Annotated in this window: 20 protein-coding genes; 1 reads left to right on the top strand and 19 read right to left on the bottom strand. The window is 53.5% G+C overall.

Annotated elements, in window-relative coordinates:
- Positions 1–154 precede the first annotated feature (154 nt).
- From tsaD to EDM58_RS05420, 6 genes are all read right to left on the bottom strand, one after another.
- On the bottom strand, positions 155–1,237 hold the full coding sequence (gene tsaD, locus EDM58_RS05445) for a tRNA (adenosine(37)-N6)-threonylcarbamoyltransferase complex transferase subunit TsaD (protein ID WP_122912453.1): 1,083 nt from the start codon (positions 1,235–1,237) through the stop codon (positions 155–157).
- On the bottom strand, positions 1,234–1,692 hold the full coding sequence (gene rimI, locus EDM58_RS05440) for a ribosomal protein S18-alanine N-acetyltransferase (RefSeq protein ID WP_122912452.1): 459 nt from the start codon (positions 1,690–1,692) through the stop codon (positions 1,234–1,236). Before rimI ends, tsaD begins: the two co-directional genes overlap by 4 nt.
- Positions 1,693–1,696: 4 nt before the next feature.
- On the bottom strand, positions 1,697–2,419 hold the full coding sequence (tsaB, locus tag EDM58_RS05435) for a tRNA (adenosine(37)-N6)-threonylcarbamoyltransferase complex dimerization subunit type 1 TsaB (RefSeq protein WP_122912451.1): 723 nt from the start codon (positions 2,417–2,419) through the stop codon (positions 1,697–1,699).
- Complete coding sequence (gene tsaE / locus EDM58_RS05430; RefSeq protein WP_122912473.1) at positions 2,400–2,870, bottom strand: tRNA (adenosine(37)-N6)-threonylcarbamoyltransferase complex ATPase subunit type 1 TsaE; 471 nt, start codon at positions 2,868–2,870, stop codon at positions 2,400–2,402. The genes tsaB and tsaE overlap by 20 nt, the downstream gene beginning before the upstream one ends.
- Before the next feature lie 5 nt (positions 2,871–2,875).
- Positions 2,876–3,889, bottom strand: a complete 1,014-nt coding sequence (thiL, locus tag EDM58_RS05425) for a thiamine-phosphate kinase (protein ID WP_122912450.1) — start codon at positions 3,887–3,889, stop codon at positions 2,876–2,878.
- A gap of 84 nt (positions 3,890–3,973) precedes the next feature.
- Positions 3,974–4,447, bottom strand: coding sequence for a SprT family protein (locus EDM58_RS05420; RefSeq protein ID WP_122912449.1), 474 nt, complete (start codon positions 4,445–4,447; stop codon positions 3,974–3,976).
- 194 nt (positions 4,448–4,641) lie between these two features.
- On the opposite strand from EDM58_RS05420, the gene cmpA reads away from it, so the two are divergent.
- The gene (gene cmpA, locus EDM58_RS05415; protein ID WP_023556668.1) at positions 4,642–4,764 is read left to right on the top strand and encodes a cortex morphogenetic protein CmpA; all 123 of its coding nucleotides are present in this window, start codon (positions 4,642–4,644) and stop codon (positions 4,762–4,764) included.
- 16 nt (positions 4,765–4,780) lie between these two features.
- On the opposite strand, the gene EDM58_RS05410 is transcribed toward cmpA, so the two are convergent.
- From EDM58_RS05410 to acpS, 13 genes are all read right to left on the bottom strand, one after another.
- Positions 4,781–6,949 carry a Tex family protein gene (locus EDM58_RS05410; RefSeq protein WP_122912448.1) on the bottom strand — a complete coding sequence of 723 codons (2,169 nt, stop codon included), beginning with the start codon at positions 6,947–6,949 and terminating at the stop codon, positions 4,781–4,783.
- A gap of 109 nt (positions 6,950–7,058) precedes the next feature.
- On the bottom strand, positions 7,059–7,859 hold the full coding sequence (sigB, locus tag EDM58_RS05405; RefSeq protein WP_122912447.1) for an RNA polymerase sigma factor SigB: 801 nt from the start codon (positions 7,857–7,859) through the stop codon (positions 7,059–7,061).
- Positions 7,828–8,325 carry an anti-sigma B factor RsbW gene (gene rsbW / locus EDM58_RS05400; protein WP_122912446.1) on the bottom strand — a complete coding sequence of 166 codons (498 nt, stop codon included), beginning with the start codon at positions 8,323–8,325 and terminating at the stop codon, positions 7,828–7,830. Before rsbW ends, sigB begins: the two co-directional genes overlap by 32 nt.
- Positions 8,325–8,648 (bottom strand): STAS domain-containing protein, encoded by a 324-nt coding sequence (locus EDM58_RS05395; RefSeq protein ID WP_122912445.1) that lies wholly within the window; start codon positions 8,646–8,648, stop codon positions 8,325–8,327. The genes rsbW and EDM58_RS05395 overlap by 1 nt, the downstream gene beginning before the upstream one ends.
- A 23-nt stretch (positions 8,649–8,671) precedes the next feature.
- A complete protein-coding gene (locus tag EDM58_RS05390) occupies positions 8,672–9,670 on the bottom strand; it encodes a PP2C family protein-serine/threonine phosphatase (RefSeq protein ID WP_122912444.1) in 999 nt (332 codons plus the stop codon).
- Between the two features lie 21 nt (positions 9,671–9,691).
- Positions 9,692–10,108 carry an anti-sigma regulatory factor gene (locus EDM58_RS05385; protein WP_122912472.1) on the bottom strand — a complete coding sequence of 139 codons (417 nt, stop codon included), beginning with the start codon at positions 10,106–10,108 and terminating at the stop codon, positions 9,692–9,694.
- 234 nt (positions 10,109–10,342) lie between these two features.
- Positions 10,343–10,693 (bottom strand): type II toxin-antitoxin system PemK/MazF family toxin, encoded by a 351-nt coding sequence (locus EDM58_RS05380; RefSeq protein WP_023556675.1) that lies wholly within the window; start codon positions 10,691–10,693, stop codon positions 10,343–10,345.
- Positions 10,694–10,696: 3 nt separating this feature from the next.
- Complete coding sequence (locus EDM58_RS05375; protein ID WP_122912443.1) at positions 10,697–10,996, bottom strand: CopG family ribbon-helix-helix protein; 300 nt, start codon at positions 10,994–10,996, stop codon at positions 10,697–10,699.
- 219 nt (positions 10,997–11,215) lie between these two features.
- Entirely contained in the window at positions 11,216–12,388 is a 1,173-nt protein-coding gene (gene alr / locus EDM58_RS05370; protein ID WP_122912442.1) for an alanine racemase, read from the bottom strand.
- 2 nt (positions 12,389–12,390) lie between these two features.
- Positions 12,391–12,834, bottom strand: coding sequence for a hypothetical protein (locus EDM58_RS05365; RefSeq protein WP_122912441.1), 444 nt, complete (start codon positions 12,832–12,834; stop codon positions 12,391–12,393).
- Positions 12,835–12,973: 139 nt separating this feature from the next.
- Positions 12,974–14,056 (bottom strand): hypothetical protein, encoded by a 1,083-nt coding sequence (locus tag EDM58_RS05360; protein WP_122912440.1) that lies wholly within the window; start codon positions 14,054–14,056, stop codon positions 12,974–12,976.
- Positions 14,057–14,225: 169 nt separating this feature from the next.
- Positions 14,226–15,266, bottom strand: coding sequence for an outer membrane lipoprotein-sorting protein (locus tag EDM58_RS05355; RefSeq protein WP_122912439.1), 1,041 nt, complete (start codon positions 15,264–15,266; stop codon positions 14,226–14,228).
- 238 nt (positions 15,267–15,504) lie between these two features.
- Positions 15,505–15,891 carry a holo-ACP synthase gene (gene acpS / locus EDM58_RS05350; RefSeq protein WP_122912438.1) on the bottom strand — a complete coding sequence of 129 codons (387 nt, stop codon included), beginning with the start codon at positions 15,889–15,891 and terminating at the stop codon, positions 15,505–15,507.
- Between the last annotated feature and the right edge of the window lie 43 nt (positions 15,892–15,934).

The raw sequence follows: 15,934 nt of genomic DNA, 5'->3' as shown, positions 1-15,934 counted from the left end.
TCGGGACAGACACAAAAGTTATTCGACTTCTGTGGACAAGTTGGCAGCCCACCAACTGATCGAGGCGAAGAGGGAAAAAGGCTGCCCCGTCGTCAGCACCTGACTTCGGGACAGCCTTGAAAAAAATCTTATGGATTGCCTGCCACCTGCCCCTTTAGTGCTCAGCAAGCGACAAGCCCGGGACTCCGTTGAGATCAAGCCCGGCAAATTCCCCTTTTTCATAGCGAATATATCCTGCGGCCGCGATCATGGCGGCATTGTCCGTACAAAGCGAGAGCGGCGGAATGACAAGCGGGATGCCTTCCTGCTGGCAACGAGACTGCAGTCTTTCCCGCAATCCCCTATTCGCCGCCACACCACCTGCCAGCAACACCTGCTTGGCCCCGAATTGCCGGACTGCGCGCAGCGTTTTTTCGACCAGGACCTCTGTTACCGAGTCCTGGAAGCTTGCGGCCAGATTGGCAGGCTGAATCGTCTCCCCGCGCTGCGCGGCATTGTGCAGGGTGTTGAGGACAGCGGATTTCAAGCCGCTGAAGCTGAAATCATAGGAATCGGGTTCCAGCCAGGAGCGAGGGAGGGGGACATTCGCTTCTCCCTCATGAGCAAGCCGATCGATGTGCGGGCCGCCCGGATACGGCATGTTGAGCGCACGAGCCACCTTGTCGTAAGCCTCGCCGGCGGCATCGTCCCTCGTCTCGCCCAGAATTTCAAACTGGCCATGCCCCTTCATCCAGACCAATTCCGTGTGACCTCCGGAAACGACGAGGGAGATCAGCGGGAAATCCATCTCTTCGACGAGGCGATTCGCGTAAATATGTCCAGCGATATGGTGAACCCCGATCAACGGAATGCCTCGCGCCAGAGAGATTGCTTTGGCAGCCGCAACCCCTACGAGCAAGGCTCCTACCAGGCCCGGTCCATAAGTAACAGCGATAGCGTGGATCTCATCGAGCGTCTTGTCGGCCTCTCGCAGAGCTTCCTCGATCGTCAGCGTAATATTCTCCACGTGGCGTCTGGAAGCCACCTCCGGCACGACGCCGCCGAAGCGCTTGTGAATATCCGCCTGGGAGGCAATCACATTGGACAAAACTTCGCGGCCATCCCGGACTACCGAAGCCGACGTTTCATCGCAGCTCGTCTCAATTCCCAGAATATAAGTCGGACCTCCCGACTGTTTATGTGCCTGATAGGCCTGCATGACGCGCTGTTCGTAGCGCGATTGGTTTGTCCTGTTCATTGCAATGTCACCCACATAATGATTGCGTCCTCATTGTTATCCGAATAATATCGTTTTCTGATCCCTTGTTCCGTAAAACCCAGCTTGACGTACATGCTGCGAGCGACCGTGTTCGAAGGCCGCACCTCCAGCGTCATGCTTTTCGCGCCAAACATCATCGCGACTCCCATCATTTTTTGCATCAGCCGAATCCCGATATTCCTGCCCCGATACGAGGGGTGGACGGCCACGTTGGTGATGTGAGCCTCATCAATGATAATCCACATCCCGCAGTAGGCAATGACCTTGTTCTGATGCAGGGCTACCACATAACGCGCGTTCGGATTTTTCGTCAATTCATTGACAAAGGCATCGTGCGGCCAAGGAGTGGTAAACGACAAGCGTTCCAGCTCGGTGACGGCTCCGACGTCCGCCAGTGTCATAAAACGGAATCCCAACTCTATCGGTTGATCCATGCGATCACTCCTTTACCGAACCCTCCTGCTTTTGCGCCAGCCATTTCGCTTCTGCCTCTGCCAACTGGAGATATTCCGGTACCAGCGCATGGGCATCTCCACTCTCCTGCAGCCTTTGCATCGCCAGGTAGCCAATATGCGCCGCCCGCGGATGGTTGAACGCCGGGGAGGCAAAAAGGGCCTGCTCCCCCAAGACCTGCTCGATTGTCTGCCGGTGCATCCGCACATCTTCGCCCAGGAAGAGAATCGACCTCCCGCCAGCACGATCGCGCATAAGCGGCAACCACTCTTGCAAAAGGATAATCCGCTCTTTTTCCAATACGTCTAGGCTATCCAGACCTCTGGAGGTATAGGAGCCCGTGTAGACCTGCCCGCGTCTGGCATCAAACAAGGGCACGATCAAATCCGCGAAGCCGAGCGCATTCATGGCGACTGCCTGAAGACTGCTGACGCCTACGACTGGCAAGTTCAAGGACCAGGCGATGCTTTTCGCAGAAGCAACCCCGATTCGCACGCCAGTATACGACCCGGGTCCGATAGCGACTCCGATGCCGCTCAATTCTTCCGGAGAGGTATTGGTGGCGTCCAAAAGCTCGCTGATCGCATCCATCATGCGAACGGAATGGTTTTTCTGCTGATTGGTCGTCGTCTCTGCCAGGACGCGTTCATCCTCCACGACGGCTACACTTAAGACCAGATTGGATGTATCAATCGCCAGTACGCGCATCAAAATCAAACTCCTCACACAATCTCACGTAGCGATCTCCTCGCGGCACCAGCTCGACCAGCCGCTGTCCGTCGCCAACCGCACGCAGGAAAATCGTCAAACGGTCCGGCGGCAAGACTTCCTCGATCAAGGATGCCCACTCCACAACGCAGACGCCTTCTCCAAAGAAATAATCGTCCAAGCCGAGTGAATCGACATCGCCGCCCACCCGGTACACGTCCATATGATACAACGGCAAGCGCCCCTGATACTCTTTTATGATCGTAAAGGTCGGACTGTTCACCACATTCCGCACTCCCAAGCCTCGCGCCAGCCCTTGCGTGAACGTTGTTTTGCCCGCTCCCAGATCGCCCTCCAGCGCCAACAGATCGGCAGGCTGCAAAAGATCAGCAAGCCGTGCGGCAAAATTCTGGGTCTGCTCTACTCCTGCGAGCGTCCACTTGTACGCCATTGCCGTCATCCTTTCTTCTCTTCCACGTGGACAAAGTGATTGAAACCCGCCTTGTTCAGCGTCATCTGCTGGCCATCACGTGTGACCAGAACATTTTTTCCATTTCCTTCCACGCGGCCGATCACCGTAAACGGAATGCCTTTTTCGGCAAACTGCTGCGAGAGGGCGGCAAGACCGTCCTCTGATACAGTTCCAACCAATTGATAGTCTTCCCCACCGTACAAAGCCCAGTCCAGCGGTTCCTTGCGAGAAACCCGGGCATAGGCGAGAACTTCCTCTCGAATCGGGATGGATTCTGCAGCGATGCGGATCGTCACGTCGCTCGCCTCGGCGATCTCCCACAGCTCGGATGCCAGCCCGTCGCTGACATCGTTCAATGCTCCACACACTCCTGAAGCCTGGAGCAGTCGCCCAGCCTGAATTTGAGCAGCGGGACGTTGATGCGCCTCCACTAGAGGCAGCCACTTCGCTTCCGGCTCGTTTTTCGCCAGCAGCAGGTGCAGTCCGGCAGCAGAACTGCCGACATGCCCGGTCACGAATACAAGCTGCCCCGGCCTAGCCTGGGAACGGCGAATCGCGCGCCCCGCTTCAACCTCGCCCAGCACGGTGACGGACAGATGCAAGGACCGAGGAGAAGAGACCGTATCTCCGCCAATCACGCGAACGCCATACTGCTCGCATGCCTCGTAGATGCCATCGTATATTTGCCTGTACTCTTCATCTGTATAACTAGGCGAAACCGCAATGCTGACCAGGGCGTACCGGGCTATCCCGCCCATGGCAGCGATGTCGCTAATGTTGCTGATCACCGCCTTGTAGCCGATGTCAGCCGGCTTCATGGTCTCTCTTAAAAAATGGACCGTCTCTACCATCGCATCACAGCATGCCACGACTTCCATCTCTGGCGTGGGGCTAAAAACGGCAGCATCATCTCCGATCCCGACAGTCAGGCCGTCACCTTCTTGTCCGTTCGAACGGCTCGTCCATTGCCGGATCAAGGAAAATTCATCATGTGCCACCTTCCAGCTCTCCTTTGCTGCATAGTCAGTTCATTATAACGTTGCCTTCCAAAGAGACGCAAGAAACCAGAGCACAGGGCTGCGCTAATTCGGCTTGGCAGGCTGCAGCTCGCGAAGAGTCAGTTTGCCGCTGCAGCGCCCGCAGCGATAGCGGGTGGGATTCATCTTTCTTTTGCGCTTGTAGCTCATGCCGCAGGATTGGCAGCGAAGCTCATAGCGATACGGGAGCTGCGTTCTGCCATTCCCCACCTGCTGACAATACCTGCTCCCCCCGACTTGCTGCAGCAATTGCTGAAAATCCCGATCCGCATGGCGATAGCCTCTCTTGGCAAGATGCAGGTGGTAATGACAAAGCTCATGCTTGATGATCCCCACCAGTTCTTCTTCCCCATGCTCGTGCAGATGCCGCGGATTGATCTCGATGTCATGCGTGCGCAGCAGATAACGTCCCCCTGTGGTACGCAGCCGTCCATTGAAGCGAGCCTGATGGCGAAAAGCCACGCCGAAAAAGCGGCTGGAGATCTCCTCCACCAATTTTTGCAGTTCCTGATCGGTCATCTCTCGTCCCAGCCTTCCCACACCGGGCCGCCATACGTTGCCTGCCCGAATCGTATTTATACCTGCTCATCGCCTTGTCGAGTTCCGTGCCTTTGCAGGCGAGGTCGGATTTACGCTTTTACGAAATAATAGGTACCTCCTGTTCGTCCGGCGCATACATTGCCAATAGACGAATATCTCCAGGAGGTACCTTCATGCCACAATGGATGCGCAGGCAGCTGCAACGTGCCTTCATCGGGAAGGACATTCGCCAGATTCGCCTGCTGAACAGCTGTTGGTTCTTATACTGGGAAAAACATGGTGGTCGTCCGCAATGACGGGACGCCGCCTTTTTTATTTGCCTGCCTCATCCGGCGCGATCATCGTCAGGCCCACACGCTGCCGTTTCTCGTCGATTTCCACGACCCAGACATCCACAATGTCCCCGACAGTGACGACATCCAGCGGATGCTTGACGAAGCCTTTTTTCAACCGGGAGATGTGAACTAGCCCGTCGTTTTTCAACCCGATGTCGACAAAGGCTCCAAAGTCTACGACATTGCGCACCGTCCCTTGCAGCTTCAACCCGGCACTCAGGTCAGACAGCTGCAAGACATCGCTGCGCAACAGCGGTTTAGGCAGCTCGTCACGCGGATCTCGTCCAGGACGCAGCAAGCTTTCCACCATATCCTGCAAGGTAGGCTCCCCGATGCCCAGCTTTTCGGCAGTCTTGGCTATATCGAGGGCTTGCAGCCGATTCCGGCATGCCTCGCTGCCGATTTCCTGCGGCGCGATTCCCAGCATGTCGAGCAGCTTGTACGTAGCATCGTAGGACTCTGGGTGAATCGGCGTCTTGTCCAACGGATTGCTGCCATCCGCGATCCGCAAAAAGCCGATACACTGCTCATATGTTTTGGCTCCCAGGCGCGGTACTTCCTTCAGTTGTGTGCGTGACGTGAATTTCCCGATTTCCTCCCGCTTTTTCACGATGTTTCCGGCTACCTGGCGGCTGATGCCGGAGACGTACTGGAGAAGCGATGCGGAAGCCGTATTGACATCCACCCCGACGTGGTTGACCGCCGATTCTACGACGAATTGGAGGCTATCCTCCAGACGGGATTGGGAGACATCGTGCTGATATTGACCGACGCCTACAGATTTAGGGTCGATTTTTACCAGCTCTGCCAGCGGATCCTGCAATCGGCGCGCAATCGAGGCTGCACTGCGCTCCGCCACGTCCAGATCAGGGAATTCCTCCTTCGCCAGTTGGGACGCTGAATAGACAGAGGCCCCCGCTTCGTTGACGATCAGATAATGGATCGGCTGCTTCAATTCCTTGAGCACAGAAGCGATGAACTGCTCGGTTTCGCGTGAAGCGGTTCCATTGCCAATCGCGATCAACGTCACTCCGTAAGCCGCGATGAGCTGCTTCACCTTGGCAGAGGCTTCCGCCACCTTGTTCGCTGGCGGCGTCGGGTAGATGACCGCCACCTCCAACAGCTTGCCTGTCTCATCCACGACGGCCAGCTTGCAGCCCGTACGATAGGCCGGGTCGACTCCCAGGACCACTTTTCCCTTAACAGGCGGCTGCAGCAGCAGATTGCGCAGATTTTCGGAAAATATGTGAATCGCCTGCTCTTCTGCCGCCTCGGTCAGTTCTGTGCGCACTTCCCGCTCCACGGAAGGGGCGATCAGCCGTTTGTATGCATCCTCGATCGTACGCTGCAGCAAAGCGCGGGCGACTGTCTCCTGCCGGATGACTCTTCGCTCCACCCATGCCAGAATATCCGCCACCGGCGCTTCCACCGTCACTTTTAAAACGCCTTCGCTCTCACCGCGGTTGATCGCCAGGACGCGATGCGGCACCACTTTTTTCACCGGTTCACTATAGGAATAATACATTTGATAGACGTTTTTCTCATCGGCCTCTTCTGCCTTCTGCTCAGACAGCAGCTGGCCTTTTTGCAGTGTCTGCTTGCGAATCCACTGCCTGATATCCGGGTCGTCAGCAATGTGCTCAGCCACGATGTCCATTGCGCCTTGGAGCGCGTCCTCTGCCGACTGGACACCTTTCTCGGGATCGATATAGCGAGACGCTTCCCGCTCCGGCTCGCCCGACTTCGGCAGCGCCAACAGATACTGGGCAAGCGGCTCCAGTCCCTTTTCCTTGGCCATCGTCGCACGTGTACGGCGCTTTTGCTTGTAGGGACGGTACAGATCCTCCACTTCCTGCAGCTTCACCGCTCGTTCGATCGCCGCCTTCAGTTCATCCGTCAGTTTCCCCTGCTCCTCGATCAGCCGCAGGACCTCTTCCTTGCGCACAGACAAATTGCGCAGATAGCGAAGCCGCTCTTCAATCGCCCGGATCTGCGTTTCATCCAATTGGCCCGTCATCTCTTTGCGGTAACGTGCGATAAACGGCACCGTATTGCCCTCGTCCAGCAAAGCGATGGTGCGCTCTGCCTGATGAGGTTTGACACCCGTATCCCGGGCAATTGTCTGAATCAGCAACGTTAGCTCCATACATTCCTCCTGCAAACAAGACCGTTTTGTCACTCTTTTCGTTATTGTACCATACTTGCCCATCTCTCCAGAAAAGGGGGGAAAACAAAAAAAGGTGCCTGCTGACACCCTACCTGGTTCTCGCTGATATTGGCTGCGTCTGATCCCATTTCAAGGCTTCCCGCAGCTTGCCTAACGCCCTGCGCTGGAGCCGGGAGACGTGCATCTGCGACATGCCTAGCAGATCCCCTGCTTGCTTCTGGCTGAGATTTTGGTAAAAAGTCAATTGAATGATTTCTCTTTCCCGGGGATCCAATACATAAAGAGCATGATCAATCGTCAAATGCCGTTCGACGCGACCGTACCCCTCTTCCTGCTCCCCTACCAGGTCAAAAAGGGAAATGGTATTCCCCTCGCTGTCCGCCTCCAGCTCGCTGTCCATAGAAAGGGCGTGGTAACTGCGGCCCATCTCCAAGGTTTCCAGCACATCTTCCTCGGACACACCCAGATACCGGGCAATATCTGCGATCTGTGGAGAGCATTGCATCTGGACGGTCAGCTCGTCTACCACCCGTTTGATCTTGGGACTTAACTCCTTTACTCTTCGAGGCACGTGCACACTCCAGGTCTTGTCCCGGATGAAGCGTTTGATTTCCCCTACAATCGTCGGTATTGCGAAGCTCTCAAAGCTTCTTTCAAAGGAGGAATCATAACGGCGGAAAGAGGACAGCAAACCAATCATGCCTACCTGGACCAGATCTTCGTACATGATTTGACTGCGCAGGAACTTTTTTGCGAGTGTCTCGACCATCGGCGTATAGATCTCGACAAGCTGTTCCTGCAAATCAGGATCTCCTGTTTGTTGATACCGCAGCAGGAGCTCCTTCCCTTCCTCGCGGCTATATTTGATTTTTCGAGATTGTCCGGTCATCACCAGCCACCCCATCTCGCCGTAGATACTTCGTCATGGAGACCGAGACGCCTGCACCTGTATGGAAAACAACCTCGTCCATCAAAGCTTGTATCAAGAACAAGCCCAGTCCCCCCTCTTCGAGCTCATCCTCTTCCATCCCGTTTAAAAGGGGTGCCTTCCTCTGCTGCTCTGCATCCTCTACAGAGAAGCCCTTCCCCTGATCGGCCACCTCGATCCAGAGTCGATCCTCGTATACATGGCAGACGAGGTGAAGCGAGTTGGTGCCGTCCTCGGATTCGTAAGCGTGCTCTACTGCATTGGTGCACGCCTCCCCTACCGCCAATTTGATATCCTCGATCTCCTCGTAGGTGAAGCCCATCCGATTGGCAACCCCCGACACGAGCAAGCGGGCTACCCCCAAATATTCCACCCGATTCGGCAAGGTTAGTGAAATCACGTCAACAGCAGGTTGATTGGATGCCATTACGCTTCCTCCCCTTTGCGAATGGCAATGAGGTCATAGAAACCTGTGATGCGGAACAACCGTTCCACCCGAGCGGACAGGTTCTCCACAAAAAGAGAACAACCGGAACGCTTGCATGCCTTCATCAAGGCGACAAACATGCCAATCCCCGTGCTGTCCATATATTCGACTGCTTTCAAATCGACCGTAAGCCTCGTCGCTCCCGCCTCGAGCAGAGATAATAATCTCTCCTTTACCTCCGGGCAGGTGTAGGCATCGATCTCTCCCCCCAGAATTACCTGATGCTCCGTCTCTTCGCTGATTGTCTGGATAGTCAGATCCATCTGAAATTCCTCCCTGTCTGTACTCAGATTCTGCGCAGAACAATCATCGTGTAATCGTCCCTCTGCTCAAACTGAGCAAGCATCATGAGCCTGCGGTAGATCTCATCCGCCATGAGTTGAGCCGGCTTGTCCACCTCTTTCTGCAAAAAGCCGACCAATTCTTCACGCACCAGGTAGGAGCGCCCTTTTTTACTCTCCGTCACGCCATCTGTCAAAAGAATCAAGACGTCCCCGGTCTGCAGGGCAACCTCATGCTCCATATAGGTGCTGTCAGCGGAAATTCCCAGCGCGATGCCGCTTCCCGCCAGATCGTGAAACTGCCCCTCCCGCGCTCGGTAGAGAAAACCTGGTTCGTGTCCGGCTACGGCATAGCGGAAGCAGTGATGGTTCGTATCGTAGCAGCCAAACAGCATCGTCACAAACATGCTGGGATCGATGTTCCGCTCTACGACCCGATTGAGGTGGCGAAGCATTTGATCCGGCCCAAGCTGGATTTCGCCCAAACTGTCGACCGCGTATTTCAGCATGGACATGCACATGGCAGCAGGAATGCCTTTTCCTGTAATATCTCCAATTGTCAGGCTGAAGCGATTTCTGCTGAAGTGCATGAAATCATAATAATCGCCCGACATCCCATTCGCTGCGACGCTGACGACGCCAATCTCCACGCCAGGGTACGTCGGAATGTTCTGGGGCAACAGGCTTTGCTGCATGGCGGATGCGATTTCCACTTCCGACTGCAGTTGCGCATGCTTGTTTCTCCAGCTTTGCAGGGAACGATGCGCATTCCCGTATTCGATCATGACTTCTGTCAACATGCGAAAGGATGCGCGGACGAATTCCGGCACTTCTTCGACGCTCTCCAAAGCCCTGCTATGCAAATCTACCAGTTCCTCAGGGGAAATATCCTTGAGCAGCAGCCACTTCCCCAGTTTCTGCGCTCCGTACAGCTCGTCTTCTTCTTGGCTGTTCAAGTAATCCCGGAGGATTTGAACATATTCAGCTTCCAACCTCCGGGTCATACCTGCGTTCCACCTCTCCCGCTACTGCTCAAACCACTTGACCACGTCTACGCGAGTCCCTTTTCCGGGTGCGCTCTCTATATCAAAACAGTCCATCATTCGCCGCACACCTGGCAATCCGGCTCCAAGTGCGCCCGATGTGGTATAGCCGTCTTCCAAAGCTTTTCTGATGTCAGGAATGCCCGGCCCTTCATCGATCGCTGTGATTTGCAAGCCCTTTTTTCCTTCTCGCTCAACGATCGCAATCGTGATGGTGCCTGATCCTGCGTACAAGAAGATGTTGCGTGCCAGTTCCGAAATGGATGTAGCGATACGCGATTGCATGATCGCGCCAAATCCCAGCTCTTTTGACATATTTCGTCCGATGTGTCTGGCGGTTACAATATCGTTCTCTCTCTCAATACGGATTGTTTCAGGATTAGACGCTGCCACAACCACGAACCCCTTCCGCTTCTTCCCGATTTCTTTTCTGATTCGCGGAATGATTAGCAAATCATGTCACTTTTTGTCTAATATTCACTATCAGACAGATTCGCTACAGACGGGGAATTTTCCTCCCCCAATGAGGAAATGATCTCTTTCTGATATGCTGAGCATTTGAAAGGCACGCCAAAAAACCACTCGATCCGCACGCATCCAAGTGGTTTTTCTACACGCGCGACTGATTTATCCTTAAAAATCAATGAGTCCCAGACTGATTTGCAGGGATTCATTGACTCGATCCATCATCTCATCATCAAGATGGGTAATCTTGTCGGTCAGTCGTTGTTTGTCAATGGTTCGAATTTGTTCCAACAGAATGACGGAGTCACGATCAAATCCATATAATTTTGCGTCAATCTCTACATGCGTCGGCAATTTTGCCTTTTGAATCTGCGCCGTGATGGCGGCGACGATGACCGTCGGACTGAATCGATTTCCAATGTCGTTCTGAATGACTAAAACAGGCCGCACGCCTCCTTGCTCAGAGCCAACGACCGGTGACAGGTCCGCGAAAAACACATCGCCACGTTTGACAATCACTGGTCACACCCCGCTAACTAAGCGGACAAGAGTATGGTCAGCCTCTTCTTCAGCGCCAAATGCCTCCGATGCCATTTTTAGATTGATCTTCGCCATCTCCATATACCCTTTTTGCATCGTTTCACGGATTGTGCGTTTTTTGCGCTCCTTCAGATAAAGGTGCATCGCCTGGCGAATAAACTCGCTGCGATTGGATTTTTCCTTTTCAATCACGCCATCCACTTCCTGGAGCAAGTGATGTGGCAAACTGATCATGATGCGTTTCGTGTTAGACTTCGACAAGACAAATCCACCTCCAACCATGACCGTAACTTCCATCCGTTATGCTTGTTAGATACTGACTGGCGCCAGTATGAACAATACCATTATGTCGAAACCATTGCAAAAATATACCTGCTGCTTATCTGGGTGTCGCAAATATTGCGCCGCGCATTGTTTGCGCTTAGCTATAATTCGCGTTATGCACATAAAATCCTGCTGTGTTCGGACAGACAGTTTTTCCCATATGCCAAATAGGTGCTGCTATTTGAAAAGGGGATGAAAGACTCCGCATTCCTTCCCTTGGCGCATGTATACCTTGGGAATCCGGTAGTTCAACATGCAGGGCACCTCGTAATTGATCGTACCGATCAGCGCGGCCACTTCATCCAAAGAAATCTCTTCTTCTCCCTGCTTGCCGTACAAGACCACCTCGTCCCCGACCTTAGCCACGCCGCTCTCGATCCGCACCATCGACTGATCCATGCAGACCCGGCCGATGATCGGAGCACGCGAACCCTCGAACAGCACCGCGCCGCGATTGGACAGCAGCCTGGAATAGCCGTCCGCGTAGCCGATCGGCAGCGTCGCCACCTGCTCATTCGGTTCTGTCGTGTACGTGGCGCCATAGCTTACAGTGATGGGTTCATCCGCCACTTTGACATGGGCAATTCTCGTTTTCAGCGAAAGGGCGGGAACCAGTGAGACATCCGCGCGCTCTTTCATGTACGGAGAAGGATATAGTCCGTATAAACCTATGCCCAAACGAATCGTATCATACCCCCATTCCGGATGGGCAATGGCGGCAGCCGTATTGCAGCAATGAACTTTAGGCAGTTTTCTGCCCGAAGTCAGCAGGGCTTGCAAAAAGGCTTGAAACTTCTCGTGCTGTCGTCGCACATGGGTATCGTCAGGCTCATCCGCGCAGGCAAAATGGGTAAACAGGCCAGACCAGCGGAGCTTTTCGCTCTCTTCCAGCGCCCCGACTACCCCCAGCAGTTCATCTGCTGTACGCACTCCCAGACGGCCCATCCCTGTATCCGCTTTGACATGTATGCCGACAGGCTCAAGCTGGTCTTGCCGCAGAAGCCTGTCTGCTTCCTGTATCCATGCTTCGCTGTAGGCGGTCAGCTCGACTTGCCGTTTGCTGGCGATCTGTACAGATTCAGGCGGAGTATATCCCAGTACCAGAATCGGCGCTGCGATCCCCGCATCCCGCAGGACGATGGCCTCGTCAAGCATCGCGACCGCCAGTGAATCAGCCCCGGCGTCCAGCGCTTCCTTGCCTACTTGTACAGCTCCGTGACCGTAACCATCCGCTTTGACCACTGCCATGATCTCCGTCTTCTCGGGAATATGCCGGCGGAACGTCTCGACATTGGCGCGAATGGCATCCAAATCTACTTCAACCCAGGTGTCACGACAAAACGGTTTCATCCTTATCTCCTCTTCTTATTTCCTTTTTGGTAGTAAAACAGTCGCTCGTTCAAGTGGGACAGAAACTGCCGGGAAACCATCAAGGACTCCCTTTTGCCACTCAAGCGATAGACATGGCGTCCTTCGTAAATCGGTTCCACCTCGTTCAGCGGATAACTCTTTTCCTGACCGGACAGCGAGATGATCAGATGTGTTTTTGTCAGTTTGTACATGGGACGCAGGATGGCTTTGTACAAGAACGGCGATAACCCTACTACGGCAATCGCGATCGCAAAAGCGAGCACCTTGAACTCCGTCGCATCGCTGGGAAAAAACTGTGCCAGAATCATCATTCCAAAGACAAATGCCACTGTTTCCATGATTCGCATTTTCATGCTTTTTCGCAGAAGCATGTCCTTGTAGGATGATTCCTCTTGATACAATACATCTGACATCGGTTTTTTCATGAAACGCATGCCACCTCATCAAATAAGTTATCTTGAATGTATCGCTTTTCCCTGTCTGGTGTCAATGAAGGGAATGTTGAACAAAAAGATCCCCTTCGGCCAGAAACCGATCAGGGATCTCCTGTTGATACATGTATGGTTATTCCTTTGCCGCCTCAGACGAACGGACCTTCTTGAAAGTCCCTTCTACCATTTTGGCAGCCTGTTCTTTTGCCTTGTCCAATTGCTGGTCTGCTTGCTCCTGTGTCAGTTTGCCTTCCTCCACAGCCTTGGCCAGCAGATCCTCATGCGCTTTTTGCAGCAGCGCAATGACCTCTTCTTGGTCTACACCCTGCTCTTTCGCCACTTCAGCCAGCGACTTGCCTGCCTTCAGCGCCTCCTGCAGTTGGGCAGCGTCCAGTTTGAGCAAAGCCAGCAAATCCTCGTTTTGCCCAAAACCGAAGAATCCTTTGCCCATTCCTCTTGCTTTGCCTGGATGCGGGTTTGATACCTGTTCTTCAACCCGTTCGCGGGCATTTTCGCTCAGTTTGTCTGCTTGCTCTTGTGTCAGTTTCCCCGCTTTGACAGCTTCCGCAACCCGATTTGCCTGTTCTTGGACCAGAAGATCAATTACATCCTGCTTGTCGACGCCTTGCGCTTCAGCGATCTCAGCCAGCGACTTGCCGGCTTTTTGGGCTTCTTTCAGCTCTTCGGCTTCCAGTCCGAGGAGCTTTAGCAGCGCTTCGCTTTGTCCCAGGCCGCCAAAACCTCTGCCCCATCCCATGTCACCTGCTGGCTTCACGCTCTCAACCTGTTTGGTTATGCGCTCAACCGCATTTTCGCTCAGTTTGTCTGCTTGCTCTTGTGTCAGTTTCCCCGCTTTCACAGCTTCCTCAACCCGATTTGCCTGTTCTTGGACCAGCAGATCAATGACATCCTGCTTGTCGACGCCTTGCGCTTCAGCGATCTCAGCCAGCGACTTGCCAGCTTTTTGAGCTTCTTTCAGCTCTTCGGCCTCCAGTCCGAGAAGTTCAAGCAGAGCTTTGTTATCTTTCAACGCTGCACCGTCGAAAAAGCCCGCATGTCCTCCCATTTTCACCTTGCCAAAGTTTTGTTTTCCTTCCACTGTATAGTTGGTTTTTGCTTGGTCCGCGTCAGCTGCATACGCGCTCCCCAGCACTCCCAGACTCAGCACCGTAGCCATCGATCCAAACAGCAATCCCATTTTCGCTTTGCTCAACATGTTGCCATCATCCTTTCCATTCCAGTCTCGCACCTCTTCGGTACAAGTCTTAGTGTAGTGGACGATTCTTAGATTCACGTTTGAGAAAGATGGAAATCTGGAGGGAATCATACGGAACCGTTGTGGGAAAAACGAAAAAGGACGGCGCTGGACCGTCCCCTCTCCCTCATTATTTTCCGCCTACTCCATAGGTGGATTGTGCCACATTCACCATTTCTTCCTCCGGCAGGTCTCCAGTCAGCGTAAACTCCACCCCATCCAGTTCCCAGGTCAGTTGTCTTTGATTTTCGCCTGTCTGGGCCAAGACGCCAATGGTAAAGCCGAGGTTCACCGGCATGCCCTGCTCATAGGAAACACTGGCAGCAGTCGGACGGGATTCGTGCAAATTGTAGTTGTAGGCTCCCTTGTATTTCAGGACGACCACGCGTTCCCCATCGCGCGTCACCGGCTCGATGTCGCCTTGCTGTACGCCTTCTGGCATATAAGTCGGAACAATTACGCCGAATTGGCTGGAAGGCTGTTCCTGCACTCCTTCGCCTGTAGCCTTGCCCATCGTAGGAACGGACGGCAAGGAGGTCGTGTTCATGTTGTGGTCTTTGTCGAATGCGTTCTTTTCAAACGTCGGATTGAAGACGAACTCTGTAAAATTAATCTTCACCAGCGGGTTCATGCTGGAATCCATGATTTCCGCTTGTGTCGGTTTGAAATCTTCTGTCAACCAGATTTTTTGCTTGGTCAGCGATCGATTGCCGCTGTAATTTGCCTTTACTTCAAATACATACTGCTTGTCATCCATCTTCATTTGACGCTCCGAATCATCTATGATGCTGCGGGCCAAGGTCTCATACAGATAAAGTGGGCCATTGTTTTCCGGCCAGCCGCTCTGGAATCGGAAGCTTTTTTTCAGATGTGGCGTGAGGACGAAAACTCCTTCGTCATTTCGCAGGATGATCTGGGTAATGCCGCGCTGCTTGGAAGTGAGGGCCACTCGATAATTGGTCGGTTTTTCGTACCAAACCTGTACATCATACTCCATCGGGGTGGTACCGGTTTCCATGGTCAATACCGCTTGTGACTTGTAGCCTTCCATCTTGTCCAGCGTACCACTCAAGTCACCCACCACATCTTCTGGTGTCTTTTGACCAAAGCAGCCGCCGAGCAGCAGAGTGAAGATCATCAATAACACCAGTGGAAAAGCTGCTCGTTTCATTGAATGAATTCCTCCTTGTCAAATTTTTCGACAAAGAAGGGCACCCCTGTCTATTTCCTGGGAAATCTGTCAGTCCTTTCTCGACGAAGGCGAACATCGTGTCTGTTTATATCCGGCCTTGGCGGACGCGATATCGCATCAATCGGCAAAAGACTTTCTCTGTCACCAGAGCAGGTAGTCCCTCCTGATCTACGCGATATAAATCTATGTCCATCCTCGTCCCGTTATGCAGACAAGTTTACTGACTTTCTACAATTACCTGTGCCATCGCATATGTCTGGCTATGGGAAATGCTGATATGTACACGGATGCGGCTATGATCCAGCCCAAGCTTTTCAAACACACCTGCTGAGATATGGAGCTCTGGTTTTCCCAGCTTGTCCGGCAAAACCTCCATATCCAAAAAGCCTACCGTCGCACCGATCCCTGTCCCCAAGGCTTTCGCTCCCGCTTCTTTGGCAGCAAAACGGCCCGCTGCGAACTCCGCTTGCCGATGCAAGGATTTGCTCGCATACAGGTCTTTCTCTTTCTCAGTCAAAAAACGGTCAACTGCATGGGGCTGCCGCTCAAGCCATTTGGCGATCCGCTCGATTTCGACCAAATCCAGTCCGATTCCCACGATCATGATTGCAACGCTCCTGTCTCTCCAGCTATGCTGTCAACGTATC

It is taken from the genome of Brevibacillus panacihumi (genome assembly GCF_003710985.1).
GTDB lineage: Bacteria > Bacillota > Bacilli > Brevibacillales > Brevibacillaceae > Brevibacillus > Brevibacillus panacihumi.
This window is presented reverse-complemented; position numbering and strand designations above follow the sequence as displayed.